The organism is Microseira sp. BLCC-F43 (assembly GCF_041929235.1).
GTDB lineage: Bacteria > Cyanobacteriota > Cyanobacteriia > Cyanobacteriales > Aerosakkonemataceae > Microseira.
Window position 1 is genome coordinate 1 of sequence record NZ_JBHFNP010000171.1, and the last position, 23342, is coordinate 23342.

Here is a 23342-nt window from a genome sequence, read left to right on the forward strand (position 1 = left end):
GAGTTAATTGCCCACCTCTTAGTGTCATGGTGCGCTTGTCATATCTTAATCCTGATGTCGGTTTTTTCCTGGGAACGTACTTGAACTTGGTAGCCTTAATTGCTTAAGCGTGCGTTATCCCTGATAGTTTGTACCAAAGCATAAGGCACACAAGGATGCTCTACTCTTAGCTAGTGATACAGTTCCTTGTGTGCCTTATTTTTGTTGTAGCTTTTGTTAGCAATAGCCCAATCGATGTGGTTATTAAAGATTTCTGCACATTCGCTCATCAAAGAGAGAAACCTGTCTGATGGCAAATCGACTGGTATGCTAACGGTTTTTTTCATTATCAATTGAATGCCTATTGACATGCTTATGCTATCTTCCCTTATATGTTCTGTCAATACACGCCAAGCAATGAAAATATTGTCGGACTCCCACGCTCAGCACTGCCTGGGGTACCACATCATTTTTTGTCCCAAGTACCGCCACCAGATCCTTGAAGGCGCGGTAGAAGTAGAGAATGCAGCGAATATTGGGTGAAGTGTGCAAGACTTACGGGTAGGTGCTTCACGCCATCGAAATTATGCCCGACCACGTTCATTTGTTTGTGCAGGCAGATCATACAACTGCGCCAGTGGAAATCGCTAAAACTATGAAATCGATTTCCGCCGTGCATATCTTTAATACTTTTAAAGATTTGAAAAAGCGCCGCTTTTGGGGTTCCGGGATGTGGAGCGATGGTACGTTTTACTCATCTGTTGGTGGGGTTTCAGAAGAAGCTATCAGGCGATATATTGAAACTCAAAAACAACGCGGTGACTCGCTAACCCGAAAAGAGAATGCTTGCATAAGGGGGCATCGTAGCTTGCTTCCGCGCAGCGGTACCCCCTTATGCAAGCCGCGCTTACATCCCCACCCACAAGGGGATGGGGATGTAAGCGCGTTCAATAAAAAATCAGCAACTCGAACTAAGGGTCGCCAAGTTCGGTTGCTTTTGTTACTTCTTCAGTCGCATCCGCGCCCTAGCAGAGATGATTCTCTGCTATGACTGACCAACCTTAGTCATCGTAGATCCGGCATTCTGCTGCGTCTGGGTTGTCATCGCAATATTGCTCAAAAGAATTCTTTTGTTTATCTTGCTTACGATGGGATGCTTCTGCTTGCAGTTCTTCTACCGCATCCCAAGCTGCGGCACATTCTTTAGAGGTTGCTCCTTCGGTATCGCAGACGGTGCGGGCGTTTTCGAGTTCTTGTTCGATTTGTGTTTGGATGTTGTTCATAGCTCTTGGTTTCAACAGACACTTTCGTTCGTTAGGATCTTTTCTGTTATAGAGGGAGTTTTTTGCAAAATCTTACCTAACTAAAGATGGTATTTAAAAGATCCTAACTGTTCAGTATTACAGCAAGCCGAGTCATCGACTGGGGAATGATGTTTATTTCTTAAGATTTAACCAAACCTCACCCTACAACAAAGATTCGCCGTAAATTTTTTTTGCCTACATATACCTTAACACTTCTTAAAGCGATCGCGCTATAACCCAGGTAATAATTTTTTCCATCGCTTTTAAGTAAAATTGCTCTGGTGCGCGGCTGCACTTGTGGGTTCGGCTTCTGTGCCATCCCCATAAATGTTATACAGTAATCTTTGAAGTATGGCTGTGGGGGCGCAGCACCGAATAACTTCACATAGGATAAGGAAGATGGTCGAACCCGTAAATAACCAGATGCAGTGGGTCAATGCGCTTTCAACCCGTCCTTCTTTGGAAGGGGCAGTTGAGGAAGTTGTAGAAAGGGTAACAGCAGCGTTACCAGCAAAAGCGGATCTGGGACTGGTGTTTATCTCCGCTGCCTTTGCCAGCGAGTATACGCGGCTGATGCCTTTACTACAAGAGCGACTTCAGCTGCCGGTGTTAATCGGTTGCAGCGGCGGTGGCGTGATTGGGATGAAACCGAACCAAGAGGCGCAAGAGGTAGAAGGCGAACCCGGTTTAAGCTTGCATCTGGCGCATCTTCCCGGCGTCAATGTGAAAGCGTTTCATATCTTTGCCGAATCTATGCCGGATTTGGATAGTCCTCCAGATGCTTGGGTAGAATTAATCGGCGTCTCGCCGCAGGAGCAACCCCAGTTTGTTTTATTAGCCGATCCGTTCTCGTCTAAAGTCAACGACCTGATTCAGGGTTTAGATTTTGCCTATCCGGGTGCGGTAAAAGTCGGGGGACTTGCCAGCGGCAGCGCTAGGATTGGCGGCACGGGATTGTTTTGTAACTACAAGCTTTATCGCGAAGGCACGATCGGCGTTGCCCTCAGCGGTAATATTGTGATGGAAACGATTGTGGCGCAAGGATGTCGCCCTATCGGTCAGCCTTATCGGGTGACTCTAGGCGAGCGAAATATTGTCCTGGGAATGGAGGCAGAAAGCGCAGCAGGGGTGGGTGCAACTGCTAAATCTGGCACGCCTTTAGAAGTGCTGCGGGATTTGATCCAAAGTCTGAGCGAAGAAGACCGGATGCTGGCGCAGCATTCGCTGTTTGTCGGGGTGGCGCGGGATGAATTTAAGCAAAATTTAGAGCAGGGAGACTTTTTAATCCGCAACTTGCTGGGAGTTGAACCATCAGCGGGTGCGATCGCCATCGGGGATCGGGTTCGTGCTGGACAGCGCATCCAATTCCACCTCCGCGACGCCAACACCTCCGCTGAAGACTTGGAACTGTTACTTTCACGCTATCAACAGCAAGCCAATACAACAGCCGCGAGCGGTGCTTTAATGTTCTCTTGTATGGGACGGGGAGAAGGTCTTTATGGCAGTCCTAATTTTGATTCCCATCTGTTCCACCGCTACCTAAGCAATATTCCTCTGGGTGGTTTCTTCTGCAATGGCGAAATTGGTCCAGTGGGTGGTAGCACCTTCCTCCACGGTTACACTTCTGTATTTGGGATTTGTCGCCAACCTTAATTCGGCAATGGCGCGGGGTGGCGGTAGGGGCAAGGCAACCTGGATATATCGGGTAGTTGAACAAAATTACTCATGTTCGCTACCGCTTTCTGCACATTGAGACACTTGGTGAACCTACAGACGGATCGCTCTGCTCTTGCAAAATTGGGCTGTACCGAGTATCGGGTGAATCATGGCAGATATTCAGGTGGCGATTGAGGGAGAAGGTGCAATTGACGCTACAGAAGCGCTTTTGGCAATTCCTGGTATATCGGGAAGCTACGAGGTGAGTTCGCAACAACCTGACAAAGAGGGCGTCGTAGCAACGATTGCCTCAATTGTCGGGATTGTTGGGGGAACAATTGCGATCGCCGAACAAATCCGCAAGTGGTATCAAGAGTATAAACTGCAACAGTCGGGTAAAAGAATTGCCAAAGTCTTGATTGTGGGACGCAATGGACAAAGGCTGCTGTTAGAAAATGCCACGCTTGAAGATATCCGCAAGGCTTTAGAGGGTTGATTCTCTCGTTCCCAGGGGTAAGCCCGGAGAACGCAGCCCCGTCGCATACCCGACAGCCCGCCCGGACATCAATTTCCGGGCTAATAGCTCAAGTCGGTTAAAACCGACTAATTGCGGCATCTTACGTTTGTTTTAAGGCACGTTCGCGACTCGCTGTGCGATTTTAATCTCCGGGCGGGCTGTCGGGCTGGCGGGCTGTCGGGCTGTCGGGCTGGCGGGCTGGCGGGCTGGCGGGCTGAGGGACTATCCGGAATAATTCAAGTTAACCTTGAGGATATTACTGACGACCTCGGTTACAAACGTGCGAGCCCTCCACCTTGACCTGAAACCCATTGCGGATAATTACGTAGATATACGTTTCTTTGAAGACAATCATAATCAGTATCAGCGGCGATCGCTCCCCTTAGATCAAATCGCCGACTTGATCCAGCTTGCCGAACGAGACTACTATGTCAGCTTGCCGGAGGATTACGCCATCACCGGGCGCAGGTTGTATAACTGGTTGGATGGTAGCGAAAGGTTTCTGCAACGGTTGTTGGAGCGATATCGGCGCGAGGGGATTGTTTTGGCGATTAGTGCGGCGGCAAAACTCGCTCACTTGCCTTGGGAAGTGCTGCACGATGGCAACAGTTTTCTAGTGGCGCGACGGCCTGCGATCGCTCCGGTACGGTGGGTATCATCGGACACTATCAAAAAATTAGCCATCGAGACTGCCCCGGAAAATCGGGCGCTGCAAGTCTTGTTTATGGCGACTTCGCCCCTGGGGGTGCATGTACTCGATTATGAAGCGGAGGAAGCGCGGATTCTGACGGCGACGGCGCGGCAACCTTTGGCGCTGCGGGTGGAAGAAAGCGGTTGTTTGTCGGAATTAGTTGATGATTATGGCAGGGGGTATTTTGATGTTTTGCACCGAAATCTAGTCAAACTCCAGTAAACTCCAGTATTTGAAGCATAGACCGGATAGCGATCCGCATTCCGTTCTCAACTAATAACTAATTACCGATGGGCGTTCAAGGAGCAGGTGGCGGACTTCTTCATCGGTGGTTTGATCGAATTGGTCGTACCAAACGCTAATTGAATAGAAGCGCTCTGGTGTCACCAGAGACACAACCTCGTCTACTTCTGCTTTCAATTCGTTGTAGGTGGAGAGGGGCGCTACTGGTACGGCTACGATAATCCTGGCAGGTTGTTGCTGTCGTAAGGTGGCGATCGCCGCACGCAAGGTTGCTCCCGTAGCTATTCCGTCATCCACTAAAACGATTGCCAGTCCCTGCAAGTCGGGGAAAGGACGCTCGCCCCGGTACGCGCGATCTCGTCTTTCTAATTCTTTCTCTTCCAACGCTACAACCCTTGCGATCGCTTGAGTGGAAACGTGCAGCGATTCCACCACATCCTGGTTGAGTACCATCACTCCACCCATCCCGATCGCACCCATCGCCAATTCTTTGTTTCCGGGTGCCCCCAGCTTCCGCACCAGACAGATATCTAACGGCAAATTCAGTGCCACAGCAATTTCATATGCCACGGGTACCCCCCCACGGGGCAGACCCAACACCAGTACGTCGGTGCGATTGCCGTATGCGGTCAGCTTTTTAGCTAGCAGTTGTCCCGCTTCGGTTCGGTTGCGAAATCGCCTCATTGTCTTTTTTCCTCCCTTGCGTGGGCGGCTGCGTTGCAGTTTTGTTAACCCGTCGCGCTCAAGTCCCTAAAATCCCCATCCCACACTAGCAGTGCTACGGCTTGTTCAATTTGGTTGGCAAATAACCCGCGAGCGCATTTTCATTGGCAGTAGGGACACGGCAACCAAGATATTTTGATCCAAAGAAGAATGTTGATGATGCCGTGTCCCTACTCGCCTTGCCACAATATTTGCACTGGTCTAAGTTCTGGTTCTCTCGATTGTCCTCTTAACCTTGGCGCTTCTGGGCTTCCCGCCGCCTCGATTAACGCGTGAGGTTCTACGGGTAATTTCCCATTTTCCGGCATCGGAACCCTCTCCGATTGAGCGCTGGGTAGATCCCAAGGGTCGGGTATAAGTTGGGCGCTCTCGCCTAGCGCTGCTTCGCGAGGCGGATCTCTCGATAAATTTTCTAACATCGTTTTATCCTCCCGCTTTTTGGCTATAGCCAATCAACTCTTGTTTATTTAATTATCAACTCTCACCCACTTATTATTTTAACACATTCTTACTAAAAATTTTGCAAATTTTTGTTGACTTATTTGATTGAGACTGTATATGTTGAAATGTTGCTTGTCAGGGGGGGTTTCACAAAGTGTTTTGATGGGTCAGATCGATAATTTCACCAAAGCGAAAATCGCGGACTAGCTTGGTGAGAGCAGTTGTGAGGGTTGTATATTCCGGTGGAATCTCTTTGAGCAGGTGAAAAATCCAGCTATCATCGCAGTCAACCGCAGCCTGATGCAGTTTGGCGATCCAATCATCGGGCATTACTGTCAAAGCGGTAGGAGTCAGCTTTAAAAGAGGGGGTGGGGAGACTTGGCAACTTTGGGCAGGTGCTTCATAAATGTAGCGCACGCCCAGAAGAGCGGCTATTTTGGCAAAGATGACATTGGCTTGAAACGGTTTACTAATAAAATCGTCACAACCCGCTGCAAAAATAGCGGCGCGATTTTCTTCAAAAGCAAACCCAGTGACAGCAACAATCGCGGTGGCTTTTCCTTTAGGAGTACTTTTGATTTTCTCTGTTGCTTCATAACCGTTCATCACGGGCATTCGCAGATCCATCAAAATCAGATGGGGTTCCCATTCTTCCCAAAGTGTCAAGCTTTCTTGCCCATTTTTAGCTTCTTTGACTTCAAAACCAACCGATGTCAGCAGCTTTGACAGCAGCCAGCGGTTTTCCGGTTGATCTTCAACAATTAATACGCGAACTGGCGGTTGGTTGGGTACTAAACCGACGATCCGACGAGCTTGTTGTTGCTGTGGAAAATCGGTTGCGCTTGCCAAACGCACCGGAATATCAAATTTGAAGGTGCTTCCCGTTCCTAAAGTACTGCTAACGGTAATATCCCCACCCATCAAGTGGACAAACTTGCGACTAATCGCTAATCCCAGTCCCATTCCGGCTTGCCATCCTTCAGTCGTGTTAATTTGCACAAATGGTTTGAATAAAGCTGCTGCGGCTTCTTCTGTTAGGCCATAACCAGTGTCTATAACTTCAAATATGAGGCGGTAATTGGTAATTGGTAATTGGTAATTGGTAATTGGTGAATTTCCCACAACCCGCAACATCACCGTACCAACATCGGTAAATTTGATGGCATTGTCGATCAGGTTAACTAAGACTTGCCGCAATTTTTTTTCGTCTGCCTTAATGTACTGGGGAACATCGGGCGATAGCTCAAACATCAAGTGGATTTGCTTGGCAGATGCTTTAAGGCGCATCATCTCTTGCAGTCCATTTAGCAGTTGGGACAAATCAAAGTTAGTTTCATCCAGCTTGGCGGTACCGGCTTCGATTTTTGACAGTTCCAGGACGTTATTAATTAAATCCAGCAAGTGTTGACCGTTGCGATGAATAATCTCTAGATGGGATTGATGTTCTAAAGCAATTGCAGCATCCCGTTGCATCACTTGAGCAAAACCCAAAATTGCATTGAGAGGTGTTCTTAATTCGTGACTCATGTTGGCGAGAAATTCGCTTTTAGCACGGTTAGCTGCTTCCGCGGCTTCTTTGGCTTGTTGTAGTTTGGTTTCTACCAGTTTGAGTTCGGTAATGTCAAAAATTGCGCCATCGATCCAGAGAATGTCTCCGTTTGACTTGCGGATGCCTTGACCTTTTTCATAAACCCATCGGATGCTATTATCGGCACGAACGATGCGATATTCGATTGTATAAGGCTGCTGCTCTTGCATCGCGCTATCGATCGAAATTTGCACCATCTCTCGATCTTCAGGATAGATAATACTGGCAAAAGTGCGCACTTGATTGTTAATAAAATCAGATGGGGGATAACCGGAAATTTGGGCGATTGCATCGCTAATAAACTCCATGGTCCACTTGCGATCGCAGGCACAGCGGTAAATTACCCCCGAAATGTTGGCAACTAAAGACCGGAATCTGGCTTCGCTCTCCTGTAACGCCAGGGTATCGTTCTGAATTCGATCCGCCATGCGGTCAAACGCTGCCGATATTTGCGTCAGTTCATCCCATCCTTGCAACCGGGCGCGAACATCTAACTGTCCTTGGGCTAAACTATTGCTGACTGCAACTAACTTGGATGCCCTCTGGGTCAAGATTTTATCAAACAGCAACCAAACCGCAATGCAACCAGAGGCGATTACGGCAATTGATTCAAGCGATCGCTGTAAAGCATCTGCAAGAGTTTCGTTTTTCAGGTCCAAAAGGTCGTACTCGATCCACAAAATTCCCACTCTCGATGGTCGCAGTTCACCGGGTAAAGTTCCCAACTGTACTGGATAGATTGCTTCGAGTTTCCGTCTATCTTGAGAGAGCTTAACTTGTCCTGACATTGTTTCGCGAATCTCTGAGAATGCTGCTAAGCTGTTCGCCCCTGGGGTATCGGTAACTGGAAGGTTCCGCAGTTCGTAACGGGTGGATAGGATGACTCGGTTGTTTTCATCGCACAGTAAAACCAACCGCAATTTGGGGTCGCTTCCCATCTTGCTGATGAGGATTTCCGCTTGCTCGACATCTCCTCTTAAATACAAATACTCCAACATGCCGGAAATTTGATTCCCGCTGAAGCGGATATCGTGACTGACCTCTTCTTCGGTACGCAGGTCAGACAGGTATACTTCCCTTTGAAAAGAAAATACGCCCAGCAAGCTGCTGAATAATACCAAAATAGTTGGAATCGAGAAACGCAGAGGCAATGAAAAACGTTTCATGGGTGGCGTCGCCAAATCCGATGTAATGTACCTATTTTGCTTCACCACTTAGCTTGGTTGACGAACCGATCGTCCAGCAAGGCGGTGGTGTCCACTGGTTTAGGTAACAAATTGTTTTCTAACATCACCTGGGCCAGCAGGTTTATGCTATTGAGTAACGTCGGGTCGGTTTTACTCAACAATCTTTGGTTTTCTTGCAAGTTTGGCTGACTCAGACCTTCTAAAGATTGTAGGAACTGTTCGGGAGTTACACCCGTGCGCGGAGCAATTCTAAGGGCGGCATCTAGGGGGTTGTTTTGCAAGTACTCCAAGGCGCGAAACCGAGCGTTTACCAATGCTTGCACGACATCTGGTTGGTTTTGGATCGCGCTGGATCGCACGATCAAAACATCTACAATTTCCCCCGGAATTTGCTTGCTGTCAAACAGTATTTTTGCACCCGTTGCCAATAGTTTGGTCAGGGGTGGCCCAAATGTTACGACTGCATCTATTTTTCCTTCTTTAAACGATCGTTCGTGTTCCGAAACTTGCAACGGCACAATTTCCACCTCTTTGGGTGACAACCCAACTTTCCCCAAGGCACGGGTAATTACAAATGCCCCCAAAGCCGTTGATTCAACCCCCACCTTTCGCCCTTTTAAATTAGGCAGTTTCTTAATATTTGGTTTCCCTAAAATTGCATCTCCACCGGCAGAAAAATCCATCACAGTCACAATGCGAACATCCGGATTAGTTGCGGCTAATACTAATGCTTGATCTAGCGAGATACCGGCAGCTTCAATTTCCCCATTCCGGTAAGCTCGCACTTCTTCTGTCCCGGAAGGATAATCCACCAATCGAATCGGAGTGTTATCGTAATAGCCTAAACTGCGAGCCAGATATAAAGTTTCGTATCCAGGCCAAACATTAGTACCAACGCGCAACGGTGGGGGTGGTTCTTGGACGCAGCTAACGAGGGCGAATAACAACAGCGCCGCACCGAGCAAAATAGTAACACCCGCTCGAGGTTTCAACTTCAATTGACTCCGCAAAACAAGTCTTTGGCTCAGTTTCATGTATCTAACAGTACGGTTGAAATTAAACGAGAAAGTCCTCACCGTCTATTATTCCCACTTTGTCTGTCCGATTAACAACTGCCATAGCAGATTGTCCTGGTTCGTTACTACATGAATAGCAAATCCCCTGACCAGGAATTGCTGGTTTTCCCCAGAAGCTACAAAGGTCTGTCTTGAGCAATTTTAGAATTCGTTTGATTAAAATATTTCTGCCCTTTAGCAGGTATAATGTTTATTTCTGTCTGGATTTCTTCAACTCTCCTTGCCAGAATAGTATATTGGCTTCTTAATTCCGCAATGGCATTATGTATTCTTGTCTCTACATTTTCTTGGATGGCAATACTATCAGTTTTTAGTTGTAAATGTATGCTCTGAATTTCCCGTTCTATCTCGCACAGTCTTTGTTTAATATCGGGAATACGGAAGTTATCAATCCGACTATCTACCTCCTTTATTTCTCCTTCTAATTCCTTGATATCGTTACGGCTGACTATATTTTTAAATGCTATTGGCTGTCTATGCTTAATATTTTGATCTAGCCAATATATTTTATTCTGCAAAACTTGCAGGTATTTGGAGATTTCTTCAATTGAGATTTCGTGGTGATATTCGGCTTCAATTAAGTTTAAAATGGTATTTGAAGATTGCCAATTTTCTAGTTGCTGCTCTAAACGAATAATGCTCGCCTGACTCTCTTGATAAGCTTGAGAGAGACGGTTTTTTTCCCATGAATTTAGTCCCACAGCAAGCGAGAGCGGAACAGATGCTAGCGTTGCCAGCAGAGATTGTTGCAATATGACAGAAGCTACCGAAGTACCAACAGAACTAACAATTAGTAAAACTTCTGTGATACTAACCCAACGATGACCGATCTTAGCTGAGGTTGTTTGAGTATTGTTCATTTGTTCACCTCACCTTTTGGTTGAGGAATTCAAGACTCTGGCTCACCTGGCAAATACACCTATTCTTGAATTAACAAAAACCTGGATCAAATTGACCTTTTGGCAACTACTATCGTAGCTTTGATGCCACAGAAGTAACGGCGATCGCTACAAAAATTTAACCAGTCTCACCCCAACCCACGCTTGACGGTTGCACCACAATGCTGTATGCTCATCTTTTAACGGTTGCATTCCTTGCCCAGGCAGCAGCCGGTTCCGAAAAATCTAGTTCCGCTGCCCAAAGCTGAGGAAACAGCAATGGACAGCATTACCCCCCAAACTGCCAAAACCAGTCCGGGAGGCTAACAGAGAATTTTAACACTCTGCGTAGCCACCCTGCTTTGCGATGCCTTGCGGGGTGGCTAGATTTTTTGGTTTCAAACCAAAAAATTAGGAGAAAATCTCATGTTTCAAGAGTTTTTGTCGGACTCTAGCGGATCTGCACATCCAAATTCTGCCTCAGAAATGCCGCAACGGGAACCGATCCGGTTTATGATTATCGGTTCGCCCGAGGGGGTGATGGAAGAAATCCACAAGTTTTACGTGGACGGATTTGCTCAAGTTGACGAGTGGAGTCCCTTGACGCCAGTACCCAATTCGGATCTGTTCATGACCATCCTCATCCGCTACCGCCAGCGACTTGCTAGCGATCGATCGACTCGGAAATCGGGACGGTAATTGGTAGGGATTCGCTGAAGCTGCGTCGCTAGTGCGATCGCACCTTTGATCGTAACGAAAGTTTAAGCGTTGGTAACGACAGCTTGAGCGTTGGTAACGACAGCTTCAACGTTGGTAACGACAGCTTCAACGTTGGTAACGACAGCTTCAACGTTGGTAACGACAGCTTCAACGTTGGTAACGACAGCTTCAACGTTGGTAACGACAGCTTCAACGTTGGTAACGACAGCTTGAGCATTATAGCGGATTGCAAGTGAGTGAGGGAAAGCCTTATGGCGAAGGAATGCAATAGCGGCAAGCATTAATCGCAGCCGCTATTGCATTCCGAAGGTGTAGCAATCCGCTGTATCATAAACTCGCCCCGACTAATAGGATAGCGATCGCACTGTCCCCCATTGCGTCAAACTAATAAAGCAGGTTGACCCAGAGAGGAGATGTATATGAGTTGGACTAAAGTTTTATCAGTTGATGCACTTGCCCCAGGTGCGAGAGAAGTGGTAACAGTAGGCGATCGCAAAATCTTGTTGTTGAACCACGAAGGTCAGATGTATGCGGTAGATAACGCCTGTCCGCACCTGAAATTGTCGCTGAAAAAAGGCAAAATTGTAGGCGGGGCAATTGTTTGTCCTTGGCATCGCAGTGCTTTTGACTTATCTACTGGTGCGGCGAAAGACTGGTCTCCCTGGCCTCCTGTTATGGGAAAGGTAATGGGTATGGTATCACAAGAAAAGCCACTGTCAGTTTTTCCGACTCGTGTAGAAGAAGGAAGCATCTGGATTGACCTGAATTAGAAAGAAAAACTGCATCTGTGCATTCTTAGGGGCACGGCAACCGAAATATTTTTGACAAGTGAAAATTTTATGATGGCCCTGCCCCGACCGCCAACAAGATTGTGACAACAGGTGCATTCTTAGGGGCACGGCATCGGAAATATTCTTGACAAGTGAAAATTTTATGATGGCCCTGCCCCGACCGCCAACAAGATTGTGACAACAGGTCGATTAAGTAGGGGCACGGCATCGGAAATATTCTTGACAAGTGAAAATTTTATGATGGCCGTGCCCCGACCGCCAACGGGATTTTGACAACAGATCGATTAAGTAGGGGCACGGCAAGGGATCTCCCGGATAATTTAACCACATCTATAATGCCGTGCCCCGACCGCCAACGAGATTTTTGCCAGACCGCAATCAAAATTTCCCCACAGCGATCGCCGTTCAACTTTTAATCCTGGCGCTTCATCAACAAAGCTACAATTAAAGCAGGCGTTCCTACAACTAAACCCAAAGGCAGCCACAAATTCAAGCTGCGTCCTTTATTTTGGGCTATCATGGCAGCGATCGCACCGATAACGCAGTGAAGACTCAGCATCAGGTAAAGAATTGGGTCGATAGGTAAATCTGACATTAAAACCTCTATTAATCTCACTAACTCAGATTATGATTCCTCGATTGACTCTTCAAGAAACCTTAAAACCAGAATATACACTTTTCTTAGAAGCTTTGGCAAAAACTCCCTTTTCCGGAGAAATGCGCCCGGATTTTGCCAGTCGGTTGCTGATGTCTACCGATAACAGCATCTATCAAATATTGCCGCAAGCAATTGTCTTTCCCCGCACTGAGGAAGATTTGGTGCATTTGTTTAAATTAGCCAATCAAGAACAGTTTAAATCGATCGCATTTTCTCCCAGAGGCGGGGGGACGGGAACCAACGGTCAATCGCTTTCTCCTGGGATGATTGTTGATTGTTCTAAGTACATGAATCAGATTTTAGAACTGCATCTGGAACAAGGTTGGGTGCGAGTGCAACCGGGAGTGGTTTTAGACCAATTAAATGCTTATTTGAAACCTTATGGGGTATTTTTTGCGCCTTCCTTATCCCCGAGCGATCGCGCGACGATTGGCGGCATGATTAATACGGATGCTTGCGGAAAAGGGTCGCGAATTTATGGGCGAACCAGCAATCATATTTTGGAATTAAGTTGGGTTTTATCTGATGGAACAGTCGCGCGATCGCAAGACATTTCTCCTGCTACTTTATCCGACTTTAAACAACAGTCCGGTCGTCTGGGAGAAATTTACCGCCAAGTCGATGAAATTGTCACCTCAAAGCGCGAAATAATTGCCCAAACTTTCCCCAAAATGCCTCGATTTATGACCGGGTATAACTTGGCGAAAGTCTATCAACAGGAGAATTTTAACCTAAATTGGATTTTAGCGGGTTCAGAGGGAACTCTAGCCGTCATTACGTCAGCAAAATTGAAGTTAACCCCCCTGCCTAAATATAAACAATTGCTAGCAATTCACTACCGCTGTTTTGACGATGCCTTATCAGCGGCAGAAACTTTATTAGCATCAGAACCAGCAGCAATAGAAACGATTGATGAAAAAATTTTATCGCTGGCGAAAGAGGATGCAATTTACTATCATGTCAAAGACTTCGTGGCAGATGCAAAGGCAATTAATTTAGTTGAATATACCGGAGAAAATCTAGAGGAAGTTCAACATAAAGTTAATAAAATTAAATTAGGAAAAGCGACGGGATATTATTTGGCGCAAAGTGGAGAAGAAATAAACAACCTGTGGAACTTGCGAAAAAAAGGGGTGGGATGCTTGGGAAATACCAAAGGAGAACGCAAACCGATTCCCTTTATCGAAGATACCGCCGTTCCGCCCGAATGTCTCGCCAGTTATATCCAAGAATTTAAAGCGTTAATAAGAGAATATCAGCTTGATTATGCCATGTTTGGTCACGTAGATGTGGGATGCTTGCACGTCAGACCAGTATTAGATATGAAAGCGCCAAACGATGAAAAACTAATACGGGAATTATCCGATAAAGTTGTATCCCTGGTGCGGAAATATGGCGGAGTCATGTGGGGGGAACATGGAAAAGGGTTTCGCAGCGAATATACTCCTGTTTTCTTTGGGGAATTGTATGAAGACTTGCGGAAAATTAAGGCAGCTTTTGACCCGGATAATCGATTAAATCCAGGAAAAATTGTTACTCCTTTTGGTAGTGACGCCGAAGTTGTGAAAATTGAATCGCCTTTGCGGGGTCATTTTGACCGGCAAGTTCCCGCCTCTTTGCGTTCGGAATATGCAGAGGCATTTAGTTGCAATGGAAATGGAGCGTGTTTTAATTTTAATCCCGATAACGTCATGTGTCCGTCTTATAAGGGTACAAGCAATCGCATCCATTCTCCCAAAGGTCGCGCTACCTTACTGCGGGAATGGTGGCGACAAATTGGTACGGTTAACCAAGGAGACGCGGCGATGCGGCGACGCGGAGATGGGGAGAACGACACAACTGGGTGTAAGTGGGAGGCGGGAATAGAAAAACCGGGAAATTTCCCGATTAAACTCTGGAATACCATCCAAAAATATTGGGGAGTTTATGACTATTCCCATGAAGTTTATCAGGGAATGCACGGGTGTCTTTCTTGTAAAGCTTGTGCCACTCAATGTCCGATTCATGTCGATGTTCCCCATCTAAAATCGAAATTTTTGGAACTGTATTACACCCGTTATCTCAGACATTGGCGCGATTACTTGGTTGGGAATATCGAAACCCTCGCCAGTTGGCAATCTTATGCACCCGATTTATTTAATTTTATAACTCAAAACCCCGTTTCCCACTGGTTGATGAAACAGTTTCTCGGTTTGGTCGATCCGCCCGTATTAAGTTCATTGACACTCAAACAAGGATTGGCAGAAAGACAAGCACCAGAATTCGATGCCAACAAATTATCTAATCTCAGTCAAGCAGAACGGGAAAATAGCGTAATTTTGCTGCAAGATACCTTCACCAGCTTCTTTGAATCTCAATTGGTTCTCGATACCTATGATTTTCTTTGCCAACTCGGATATACCGTTTACATGCCGCCGTTTTTTCCTAGTGGAAAACCTTTGCATGTCAAAGGATTTTTGCGACAATTTCGTACAATTGCTGAGAAAAATTATCTGGCTATAACTCAGTTAGGGAATTTGGGAATTCCCATTATTGGCATTGAACCTAGCATCGTCCTTACCTATCGGGATGAGTATGTCAAAATCCTTGATGCAAAAGCAACCTTTCCCAGAGTTCAGTTATTGCAAGAATTTCTGGTAACTCAGCTTGAACGCCTGCCAAAAGTAGGGACTACCTGCGAATCCTATTATTTATTAGGTCACTGTACCGAAAAGACAATTGCTTTAACTTCTCAACAGCAATGGCAGGAAGTTTTCCAAGCAGTTGGAATTCCTTTAACCTTGGTTTCCACAGGTTGCTGTGGGATGGCAGGAATTTACGGACACGAAGTCGAAAACTATGCTGTATCTAAGGGTATTTATCAGATGAGTTGGGGGCGACACATACCATCTTCCCCAGAAGAGAGACAAAGACTTTTAGCCACTGGTTTTTCTTGTCGTTCTCAAGTCAAGCGGTTTGAGGGGTTTTTGCCTAACCATCCAGTGCAAGTTCTGTTTCAGTATGGGTTAAGTATAGTCTGATAGCTGGCTGAACACCGTAAAAACACGGTTGCGATCGCACAACTTAACTTACAAAAATCTTGATATAGTTTGTGTGTTAATACCTCGATGGTTACTCCATCTTCACCAGTCGCGAATTAATACATATTCTTAACTATTACAACAATCTAAATCAAATAATGGCAAATCTAAAAACTATACAATCAATCGATTCACCAGGGTTAATCAAACAATTCTTCACCCTTTTCTTACCGATTTCAGCACTGGCGGGCGGGATTTTGGGCATTGTTTACCAAGCCGAGGTAAAATCAGATAGAAAAGCCATAGAAATTAGAGAACAACGCACTGTAGAACTGCCAGCCAAAAGCATTGCGATCGATTTCAACTCGGTTGTATCTGACTTGAAGTTTTTAACCGCACAAAATGAGCTAAAAATGCTGCTAGAAGAACCCGAAACCCAGGGAATTCGGCAAGGGATGGCGCAAGAATATTTAGCTTTTTCTCAATATAAAAATATTTACGACCAAATCCGATTTCTAGACACTGCTGGTCAGGAAATTGTCAGGGTTAACTTCAACAACGGCAAGCCTAGTATCGTACCGGAACCAGAACTGCAATCTCAAGTTAAACCCTATTGGTTTAATGACACATTGAAGCTAAACCAAGGAGAAATTTTTGTTTCACCCCTCGATCTAAATGTGGAACGCGGAAAAATCGAGCATCCACTCAAACCGATGATTCGTTTTAGCACGCCCGTATTCGATAGTAAAGGCACAAAACGGGGAATTGTAGTACTCAACTATTTGGGTGCAAACCTACTCGACAATTTTCAGAGAGCTTGCGCTGCAACCTTGGGTCAATGTATGCTCCTAAATGCCGATGGATTTTGGCTCAAATCTGCCGAACTAAAAGATGAATGGGGATTCATATTACCCGAGAGGAAAAATAAGACATTTGCCAAAAAATTTCCCGAAGCTTGGCAGAAAATGTCTGGGAATAATCAGGGACAATTTGAGACAAAAGATGGGATGTTTACTTATATTAACGTCTATCCTATCAGTGAAGAGCAAAAATTCAGTCACTGGTCGATTAAAGCGTTTGGAAACAGACAGGGTCAGGTTGACGCTAAAACTTATAAGTGGAAGATTGTTTCTCGCGTAACGCCAGAAATTTTGTATGCCAAATCGCGGCAATTGCTGGTTAATTTACTGCTGATATATGCAGGCTTAGTTGTCATTATTGGTATGGTATCTGCATGGATAGTGCGGGTTCGCAAGAGCAATCAAATAGCACAGGAGGAGTTAAAAGAATCCGAAGCTAGACTGGGAGAACTACAAGAAGGAAAAAATCTGCTCACGCGCCGCCTTTCTAGCCAAATTCGCAACTCGCTTGACTTGGATGAAATATTAAAAACTGCCGTGCAAGAGATTCGCGATTTGCTGCTAATTGATCGCTGCCAGTTTTTCTGGTATAAAACCGATGGCGAGCAAGTTTACTGGGAGGTAATTCGGGAAGCGAAAAATCCTGAATTGCCCAGTTTAATAGGTGTTTATCCAGCCAAAGAAATGGGTTGGCGATTAGAAGATGTTTTAGCAATCGGTATGTTGCGAGTTGATGATATTGGCACTCTCAGCAACCCTATGGGACAAAAGTGCTTGGGTTTGTTGGGTTATACTTCGGTATTGGCGTTACCCGTGCAAACCCACTCTGGTGTTGTGGGGATGGTTAGCTGCGGTAACATTAGGGAAATAAGACACTGGCACGATCGCGAAGTCGAAAGCTTACAAGCAATTGTAGAACAACTTGCCATCGCTATCGACCAAGCCGAACTTTACCGTCAAAGTCGCGCCAGTGCTGCTTTAGCAACAGCACAAGCAGAAAAACTCCAACAAGCTTTGCACGAGTTGCAACAAACCCAAGCGCAACTAATTCAAACTGAAAAAATGTCCGGTTTAGGTCAGCTAGTTGCTGGAGTTGCCCACGAAATTAACAATCCAGTTAACTTTATTTATGGCAACCTCACCCATGCCAACACTTACGCCCAAGACTTACTCTCCCTCATACAACTTTATCAGCAAAATTATCCCAATCCTTCTGATGAAATCCAAGCGTATATTGAAGCGATAGAGTTGGAGTATCTGAGGGAAGATTTTCCCAAAATTCTCTCTTCGATGAAATTGGGGTCTGAACGCATCCGTCAGATTGTACTATCCCTGCGGAATTTCTCTCGATTGGATGAAGCCCAGATGAAACCAGTAGACATTCACGAAGGGATTGATAGTACCCTGTTGATTTTGCAAAATCGCCTCAAAGAAAAATCAGATCGTCCCGCTATTGAAGTGATTAAAGAGTATGGCAACCTGCCTTTGGTAGAATGCTACGCCGGTCAGATAAATCAAGTATTTATGAATATTTTAAGCAATGGGATTGATGCGCTAGAACAGCGTCATCGGTCATCAACTTTTGACGATCGATCGCCTACTATTCGGATTCGCACCCAAGTGTTTAACGATCCTTGGATTGCAGTGGGAATTGCCGATAACGGAGTGGGAATGACAGAAGCAGTGAAGTCAAAAATATTTGACCCCTTTTTCACCACAAAACCCGTTGGTAAAGGCACGGGATTGGGACTATCTATCAGCTATCAAATTGTAGTGGATAAGCATGGAGGGGTGCTGCGATGCGTTTCCGCACCCAAACAAGGAACAGAGTTCATTATTGAAATTCCAGTGCGACAAAATTGCTAATTGCTAATTGCTAATTGCTAATTGTTAATCGGATTTTTACTATTAACGATTAGGGATTAGCGATTAGCCAAAAAGCCAGATTATCACCCCAAGTAATTAACCGTTCGTAGTAGGCGCAAGGGCGCTGCGCTGCCCCGTTCGTAGTAGGCGCAAGGGCGCCGCCCGATTTCTGCAAAAGTTTTGCACCATTATTCAGAAAAATTCCCAATATTTAACTCAGTGACGGGCGTTTGAAGCCAAAATATTCCTTACTTATCTCGATGATTTTGTCAAAATTATCGCTTTAAAATCAACCTTTCCCCGCGTTCAATTATTGCAATAATTTCTGATATATCCGCACTGACCTCAGCCTTTACCCAGGATAATTGCCTATAAGAAATTTTTAGGTATCCCCTTTGACAATTTGATCCCCAAAAGCCTTATTATTTAAAATGACACTGTAAGGAAAAAACAGCCGCTTTAGCTTATTTTAAGCAAGGGCAGCCAATTTTCCCACGGGTTGGGCTGCCTTTAACACTGGTTTCCACAGGTGGCTGTGGCATGGCGGGAATTTACGGTCAAAAAGCCGAACACTATGCCGAATCAAAGGGGATTTATCAGATAGGTTGGAGGTAAAAAAAACCATCAAAACCAGAAAAAAGACAGCGTTTTTTAGCGAATGGCTTAACTTGCGATCGCAAGTTAATTAGTTTGATGGTTTTGTGCCTAACCATTCAGTGCAAATCCTACTAACCCAAGCCGCTAGTTATCTCAAACTTGCGACTAATCGCTAATGTAAATAACAGTAATCTATTAACAATTAGCAATTAGCAATTAGCAACAAATGAGTTTATCAATAGCAGCTTGGCCTAGTATCTAATCTGAATGTACAGAGGCATTATGGAAGATTCCCGCGTTATCATGTACCACAAGCAAGGCTATAGTGCGCGCACCCTGTTTTTACGCCTAAATGATACAGTGTGCCATCCCAAAGGATTACCTTCGTTATCGCAAGTTTGTGAAAGCCACATAGAAGAAGGTCAAACAGTCACGTACCCGTCTACATTAATTGCCGATACTGAAAAGCAATTGGGATTATCTAGCGGCACGCTCGAAATTGAAGGCGAATTTGAAGCCGAAGTAGAGGCACCCGATCATCCAATACATGTTTATCTAGCTCGTTTTACCACAACTGACCCACCCTACCAACAAATAGAAAATAGTGCCGGAAAATTTATCGCCCTTACAGATGCACGTAGCTTACCACCTGCGGAGTTGGAATTATTAAGGCGGGCTTATTCCTTCCTGATGGACGATTAGAAGATCGGGACTTATATCATGTCCGTTGAATTGCCCATAATAAAAAAACCTCACCCCGCCCTTGCGTAGGGACTAAGGCTAAAGAGATATCTCGGACAAACAGATAACTTTAATCGTGCCGTGTCCCGGCTCACGATCGTAGGTAATCGATCGGACATGATATGATATCATCTACGCTTGCTTCGGTGAGCAAGCTAAAAATGTAGGTTGGGTTGAACGATAGTGTAACGCCACAAACCCTTGCTAATGTTGGGTTTTCTGGCGTCAACCCAACCTACTCTTAAGCACCGCAACGATCAAATTCTGTATACAGGTGATTTGGCATCGTAATCAAACAGCCATTTAAACTGCAAGTCTCCCAACCAAGTAGGCGTTAGCCGATATATCCAGTTTCCCAAGAAACAACCGATAGGTGAATCTGTCTGACCCAGCTTTCCGACTTGTCGGGATACGGTGAAAACTTTCTCAATCCTTTGACTGCGACTTTGCTCGAATTGACGCAGGCGCGAAGAGATATCTTCCCCTGTTTCTTGACCGACAATTAAATATTTGACCAACTCAAAACAGTCTTCAATTGCCATGCATCCCCCCTGACCGAGGTTTGGTTGAACTGGATGGGCAGCATCTCCAATTAATGTTACCCGACCGCGCCCCCATTGCATTCCTTTGGGTTCGCGGTCGAAAATATCATAACACAACACGGGAAGCGGGAAACTCAGACACTTTAGTGCTGGTCGGTGTGCGACACGAGCGGTTTTAACCACAGTCGTATTTCAGGATCGACGATCTAAGTTTCAGTATAGTGTTTAACCTTCTTGCTGGCAAATTCTCGGATTCAAGCAAAACAATAGTCAACTAAGCACTTAACATAGCTATGAGATTGGTAGTCTTTTTGTAACAACATAGTTTGTCTTTTTGTGGCTTTTGATTGACATCAGTATCTTAGTCCATTACCATAACTAAATCAATCAAAAAGAGGTTATGCCAAAAGCCAAAAACAGCATGGGTATTCAGCAAGTACTGCTGCACCCAGATCAAGAAACAAAAGCGATACTAGAGTACCTTTGTCAACAATCAGGCAAACTCTACAACAACGGTATTTACTTCGCCAGACAGATCTTTTTTAAAACAGGCAAGTTATTGGCAGGGAAATTCGATCTAATCTACGAACCATCGGTTTCAAAGTCAACAATCGCTCAATCCCTACCTTCAACACCAATGCAACAAACATTGATGTCGGTAGCGGAAGCTTTTAAATCGTTTAAAGAGCTAAGGAATTTGTACTTCAAAGGCAAGTTGCACTTTAAGCCAAAACCGCCAAATTACCTCAAAGGCTCGAAACTATTCAAAGTTACCTACCCAAACACTGGAGCGCAAAGGCCGGTATTAGTTGATGGTCAGCTCAGATTTTCTCTGGGATTAACAGTCAGAAGGTGGTTTGGGATATCGGAATTCTTTTTACCTATGCCGTCGAACATCGACTGCTCAAAGGTCAAAGAATTTACTATCTTACCCAAAAATGGTGCATTCTATTTAGAACTATCCTACCCAATTCAAAAAGAAAAGCACGATCTTAATATCAGTCGTGCTTTATCAATCGATCTGGGAACCGCCGATAATTTAACTGCCTGTGTCGATACCTTGGGTAACTCTTTCTTAATTGATGCTCGCGCTATGAAGGCGATGAATCAATTGTGGAACAAAAAGGTGTCAACTCGCAAAGAGGGTAAGCCAGAGGGATACTGGGATAAATGGTTGGATAGAGTTACCCGCAAGCGCAACCATCAAATGCGCGACGGGATTAACAAGGCAGCTAAAATTATTGTTCAACACTGCTTAAAATACCAAATTGGCACTTTAGTTATTGGCTGGAACGAAGGGTTTAAAGATAGCGCTAACCTTGGTCGAATCGAGAATCAGAAATTCGTTCAAATGCCCTTGGGCAAACTAAAGGAACGGTTGAAACAACTTTGCGACTTACACGATATCAGATTTGTAGAAACCGAAGAATCTTACACTTCTCAATCCAGCTTTCTTGATGGTGACTCCCTGCCCAAATATGGCGAAAAGCCGGATGGGTGGAAAGCATCTGGCAAGCGCATACATCGCGGTTTGTATCGTTCTTCTGATGGCTCAATTGTTAATGCCGATCTAAATGCGGCGGCAAATATTTTGCGTAAAGTAGCCAGCAATCTAAGCTTAGACTTAGGCTTACTGTGTAGGCGGTGCTTGACGACCGCAGCGAGAGTTAGGCTTTGGCAACAACCGACGCCTTCTCTGTCCGCAGAATCTCATCGGCTTCAGCCATGAGAGTGTCAACGTTACCACCTGCTGTTTCTGTTATCGAACTTTCCCGCATCGTCATATTTTCACCCATTTTTCTTTCTGGTTTTAATTTAGCGACTTATTGGCTCGATCGTTGCGAAATCGGCAATGCGACCCTCTGCAACAGGGTCATTGGTCCGCAGTCTTTCAAAATCTTCATTTGCTGAGAGTTTCTTACTAAAAGCGCCCCTGCGAAGCCTAATGAATTGACAGAAATTGACTCAAATTCCTCTTGACTTCGGGGTACAATTAGTATCCATTTCCGCGTCGCTAAAAGATTGTATGCACCGGGTTGGTCACCATTGTTTAATCCCAGGATTTCTAGCAAGTTGCGGTAGCATTCTAAGGTTGACGCAGCAGCTGATAAGGGAGATTGCATCCAACTAGAGTCGAACTGTGCAAAAGCGTGTCGGAAAGGAAGACCCGGTATAGTGCCAATTGAATCCTGAAATTTTGCCGATGCCAGCAAAGGTTCAATGGGTATCTGCACACCATTGGGTACAAGTGGTAGGGGAACCAATTGCAAGTGCTTGTGTCGCTGACTAGCACCGGCAATCTTGCCCCCATTGTAAAATGCTAAACCGTCAATTTCCGCCAAACATGCCCACATCGCCTCAAAATCTGGCAAAGTCAGCCAACTTTCCTGTTCCTCGAATTCACGGGTAATGATGAGCAGGTGATAATCTACTACGTTGAATTTATTGAAGATACAGACATGGGTATGGGAGATATCTGTAACGAACAGATCCTCATCGTAGGGCAGAAACGGGTTAAAGTCCTTGCCTGAAGTTGCAGTTTCTTTGTTTTGTTTCTGCTTCGCTTCATCCTTACGCGCCAAGTTGGATAATATTCGCACCAGAAACCGAACGCCATCTTGTTCTACAAACTCGTACTCTGTCGGAATTGACAGCAGTGCGCCGCATTGGATGGCATGTTCGGTTCGCTCTATGACTTTTGTCCATAACCTGCCCTGTTTCAGCACTTTTAACCTCCCGCTTGGCGTTTGCCCGATTGTATTTGCCAACTTAATTTAACAAATATCAATAGTTGTTACCGAATTAGTTAGTCTTGAACCCCTATTAGCATTTAGGGCGAAAATAGAGATATACAGAATAGGCGGGGAAATGCGCCTTGGTGGCGCCTAACATTTCTCGCCCATAGCTACAACCAGAGGTGGAATATGTACACCTTTCCAATTGCTCACCCCATAACCTACATCATCGTCAAAATCTCCGTGCTGATTTTGGCATTGCTGGTCTGGTGGGTCGTCACTGCTGCCCCAGTCACATAGGTACGATTCGGCTTTAGGGGCACGGCATTCTACAATCTGGGGTAGAAACCACAACTGATGCCACGCCGTGCCCCTACAATCGGCATTCTACAATCTGGGGTAGAAACCACAACTGATATCATGTCCTCTGGCAACGGTTGTGTAACTGCTAATAACTCAAGTTGCTAGTTATCTCTCGAAGAGGAGCTAATGGCTAATGGCTAATGGCTAGCGTCAGGAAAAATGCTGT

General features: G+C 45.3%; 21 protein-coding genes. 10 read left to right on the forward strand and 11 right to left on the reverse strand.

What is annotated here, in order from left to right:
* Positions 1-170 precede the first annotated feature (170 nt).
* A complete protein-coding gene (locus ACE1CM_RS24540; RefSeq protein ID WP_374881256.1) occupies positions 171-326 on the reverse strand; it encodes a hypothetical protein in 156 nt (51 codons plus the stop codon).
* Between the two features lie 218 nt (positions 327-544).
* Here ACE1CM_RS24540 and tnpA point away from each other — a divergent pair, with 218 nt between their 5' ends.
* Positions 545-1030, forward strand: coding sequence for an IS200/IS605 family transposase (gene tnpA / locus ACE1CM_RS24545; protein ID WP_374881257.1), 486 nt, complete (start codon positions 545-547; stop codon positions 1028-1030).
* A 10-nt stretch (positions 1031-1040) separates the two neighbouring features.
* On the opposite strand, the gene ACE1CM_RS24550 is transcribed toward tnpA, so the two are convergent.
* Positions 1041-1262, reverse strand: a complete 222-nt coding sequence (locus ACE1CM_RS24550) for a Calvin cycle protein CP12 (protein WP_226594154.1) — start codon at positions 1260-1262, stop codon at positions 1041-1043.
* A gap of 444 nt (positions 1263-1706) precedes the next feature.
* On the opposite strand from ACE1CM_RS24550, the gene ACE1CM_RS24555 reads away from it, so the two are divergent.
* From ACE1CM_RS24555 to ACE1CM_RS24565, 3 genes are all read left to right on the forward strand, one after another.
* The gene (locus ACE1CM_RS24555) at positions 1707-2936 is read left to right on the forward strand and encodes an FIST N-terminal domain-containing protein (protein ID WP_374881297.1); all 1230 of its coding nucleotides are present in this window, start codon (positions 1707-1709) and stop codon (positions 2934-2936) included.
* Between the two features lie 172 nt (positions 2937-3108).
* Entirely contained in the window at positions 3109-3435 is a 327-nt protein-coding gene (locus ACE1CM_RS24560; RefSeq protein WP_374881259.1) for a hypothetical protein, read from the forward strand.
* A 301-nt stretch (positions 3436-3736) separates the two neighbouring features.
* The gene (locus ACE1CM_RS24565; RefSeq protein ID WP_374881261.1) at positions 3737-4369 is read left to right on the forward strand and encodes a CHAT domain-containing protein; all 633 of its coding nucleotides are present in this window, start codon (positions 3737-3739) and stop codon (positions 4367-4369) included.
* A 51-nt stretch (positions 4370-4420) separates the two neighbouring features.
* On the opposite strand, the gene ACE1CM_RS24570 is transcribed toward ACE1CM_RS24565, so the two are convergent.
* The 5 genes from ACE1CM_RS24570 to ACE1CM_RS24590 form a co-directional block, all read right to left on the reverse strand.
* Positions 4421-5074, reverse strand: a complete 654-nt coding sequence (locus ACE1CM_RS24570; RefSeq protein ID WP_374881263.1) for a phosphoribosyltransferase — start codon at positions 5072-5074, stop codon at positions 4421-4423.
* Positions 5075-5283: 209 nt separating this feature from the next.
* Positions 5284-5532: a hypothetical protein gene (locus tag ACE1CM_RS24575; protein WP_374881265.1), complete on the reverse strand. Its 249-nt coding sequence runs from the start codon at positions 5530-5532 to the stop codon at positions 5284-5286.
* 169 nt (positions 5533-5701) lie between these two features.
* On the reverse strand, positions 5702-8308 hold the full coding sequence (locus ACE1CM_RS24580) for a response regulator (protein WP_374881267.1): 2607 nt from the start codon (positions 8306-8308) through the stop codon (positions 5702-5704).
* A gap of 41 nt (positions 8309-8349) precedes the next feature.
* Positions 8350-9321: an ABC transporter substrate-binding protein gene (locus ACE1CM_RS24585; RefSeq protein ID WP_374881269.1), complete on the reverse strand. Its 972-nt coding sequence runs from the start codon at positions 9319-9321 to the stop codon at positions 8350-8352.
* A 200-nt stretch (positions 9322-9521) separates the two neighbouring features.
* A complete protein-coding gene (locus ACE1CM_RS24590; RefSeq protein ID WP_374881271.1) occupies positions 9522-10265 on the reverse strand; it encodes a hypothetical protein in 744 nt (247 codons plus the stop codon).
* A gap of 444 nt (positions 10266-10709) precedes the next feature.
* Between ACE1CM_RS24590 and ACE1CM_RS24595 the strand changes: the two genes are divergently transcribed.
* Complete coding sequence (locus ACE1CM_RS24595) at positions 10710-10982, forward strand: peptide ABC transporter substrate-binding protein (RefSeq protein WP_374881272.1); 273 nt, start codon at positions 10710-10712, stop codon at positions 10980-10982.
* A gap of 62 nt (positions 10983-11044) precedes the next feature.
* Here ACE1CM_RS24595 and ACE1CM_RS24600 read toward each other — a convergent pair whose 3' ends face one another.
* The gene (locus ACE1CM_RS24600; RefSeq protein ID WP_374881274.1) at positions 11045-11284 is read right to left on the reverse strand and encodes a hypothetical protein; all 240 of its coding nucleotides are present in this window, start codon (positions 11282-11284) and stop codon (positions 11045-11047) included.
* 138 nt (positions 11285-11422) lie between these two features.
* Between ACE1CM_RS24600 and ACE1CM_RS24605 the strand changes: the two genes are divergently transcribed.
* Positions 11423-11773 (forward strand): Rieske (2Fe-2S) protein, encoded by a 351-nt coding sequence (locus ACE1CM_RS24605; protein WP_374881275.1) that lies wholly within the window; start codon positions 11423-11425, stop codon positions 11771-11773.
* Positions 11774-12206: 433 nt separating this feature from the next.
* On the opposite strand, the gene ACE1CM_RS24610 is transcribed toward ACE1CM_RS24605, so the two are convergent.
* Positions 12207-12389, reverse strand: coding sequence for a hypothetical protein (locus ACE1CM_RS24610; protein WP_374881277.1), 183 nt, complete (start codon positions 12387-12389; stop codon positions 12207-12209).
* 32 nt (positions 12390-12421) lie between these two features.
* On the opposite strand from ACE1CM_RS24610, the gene ACE1CM_RS24615 reads away from it, so the two are divergent.
* The 3 genes from ACE1CM_RS24615 (at position 12422) to ACE1CM_RS24625 (ending at position 19497) form a co-directional block, all read left to right on the forward strand.
* Positions 12422-15472, forward strand: a complete 3051-nt coding sequence (locus ACE1CM_RS24615) for an FAD-binding and (Fe-S)-binding domain-containing protein (RefSeq protein ID WP_374881279.1) — start codon at positions 12422-12424, stop codon at positions 15470-15472.
* Positions 15473-15630: 158 nt separating this feature from the next.
* Positions 15631-18198: an ATP-binding protein gene (locus ACE1CM_RS24620; protein WP_374881281.1), complete on the forward strand. Its 2568-nt coding sequence runs from the start codon at positions 15631-15633 to the stop codon at positions 18196-18198.
* 879 nt (positions 18199-19077) lie between these two features.
* Positions 19078-19497 carry a hypothetical protein gene (locus ACE1CM_RS24625; RefSeq protein WP_374881283.1) on the forward strand — a complete coding sequence of 140 codons (420 nt, stop codon included), beginning with the start codon at positions 19078-19080 and terminating at the stop codon, positions 19495-19497.
* Between the two features lie 296 nt (positions 19498-19793).
* Here ACE1CM_RS24625 and ACE1CM_RS24630 read toward each other — a convergent pair whose 3' ends face one another.
* Positions 19794-20261: an FAD-dependent monooxygenase gene (locus ACE1CM_RS24630; protein ID WP_374881285.1), complete on the reverse strand. Its 468-nt coding sequence runs from the start codon at positions 20259-20261 to the stop codon at positions 19794-19796.
* A 217-nt stretch (positions 20262-20478) separates the two neighbouring features.
* Between ACE1CM_RS24630 and ACE1CM_RS24635 the strand changes: the two genes are divergently transcribed.
* Positions 20479-21807 (forward strand): RNA-guided endonuclease InsQ/TnpB family protein, encoded by a 1329-nt coding sequence (locus tag ACE1CM_RS24635; protein ID WP_374881287.1) that lies wholly within the window; start codon positions 20479-20481, stop codon positions 21805-21807.
* 94 nt (positions 21808-21901) lie between these two features.
* On the opposite strand, the gene ACE1CM_RS24640 is transcribed toward ACE1CM_RS24635, so the two are convergent.
* Positions 21902-22804, reverse strand: a complete 903-nt coding sequence (locus tag ACE1CM_RS24640; protein ID WP_374881289.1) for a phosphorylase — start codon at positions 22802-22804, stop codon at positions 21902-21904.
* Between the last annotated feature and the right edge of the window lie 538 nt (positions 22805-23342).

Coding starts and splice junctions, on each gene's coding strand:
- ACE1CM_RS24540 (WP_374881256.1), bottom strand. CDS start 326: ATGAAAAAAACCGTTAGCATACCAGTCGATTTGCCATCAGACAGGTTT.
- ACE1CM_RS24550 (WP_226594154.1), bottom strand. CDS start 1,262: ATGAACAACATCCAAACACAAATCGAACAAGAACTCGAAAACGCCCGC.
- ACE1CM_RS24555 (WP_374881297.1), top strand. CDS start 1,707: ATGCAGTGGGTCAATGCGCTTTCAACCCGTCCTTCTTTGGAAGGGGCA.
- ACE1CM_RS24560 (WP_374881259.1), top strand. CDS start 3,109: ATGGCAGATATTCAGGTGGCGATTGAGGGAGAAGGTGCAATTGACGCT.
- ACE1CM_RS24570 (WP_374881263.1), bottom strand. CDS start 5,074: ATGAGGCGATTTCGCAACCGAACCGAAGCGGGACAACTGCTAGCTAAA.
- ACE1CM_RS24575 (WP_374881265.1), bottom strand. CDS start 5,532: ATGTTAGAAAATTTATCGAGAGATCCGCCTCGCGAAGCAGCGCTAGGC.
- ACE1CM_RS24580 (WP_374881267.1), bottom strand. CDS start 8,308: ATGAAACGTTTTTCATTGCCTCTGCGTTTCTCGATTCCAACTATTTTG.
- ACE1CM_RS24590 (WP_374881271.1), bottom strand. CDS start 10,265: ATGAACAATACTCAAACAACCTCAGCTAAGATCGGTCATCGTTGGGTT.
- ACE1CM_RS24595 (WP_374881272.1), top strand. CDS start 10,710: ATGTTTCAAGAGTTTTTGTCGGACTCTAGCGGATCTGCACATCCAAAT.
- ACE1CM_RS24600 (WP_374881274.1), bottom strand. CDS start 11,284: ATGCTTGCCGCTATTGCATTCCTTCGCCATAAGGCTTTCCCTCACTCA.
- ACE1CM_RS24605 (WP_374881275.1), top strand. CDS start 11,423: ATGAGTTGGACTAAAGTTTTATCAGTTGATGCACTTGCCCCAGGTGCG.
- ACE1CM_RS24610 (WP_374881277.1), bottom strand. CDS start 12,389: ATGTCAGATTTACCTATCGACCCAATTCTTTACCTGATGCTGAGTCTT.
- ACE1CM_RS24615 (WP_374881279.1), top strand. CDS start 12,422: ATGATTCCTCGATTGACTCTTCAAGAAACCTTAAAACCAGAATATACA.
- ACE1CM_RS24620 (WP_374881281.1), top strand. CDS start 15,631: ATGGCAAATCTAAAAACTATACAATCAATCGATTCACCAGGGTTAATC.
- ACE1CM_RS24625 (WP_374881283.1), top strand. CDS start 19,078: ATGGAAGATTCCCGCGTTATCATGTACCACAAGCAAGGCTATAGTGCG.
- ACE1CM_RS24635 (WP_374881287.1), top strand. CDS start 20,479: ATGCCAAAAGCCAAAAACAGCATGGGTATTCAGCAAGTACTGCTGCAC.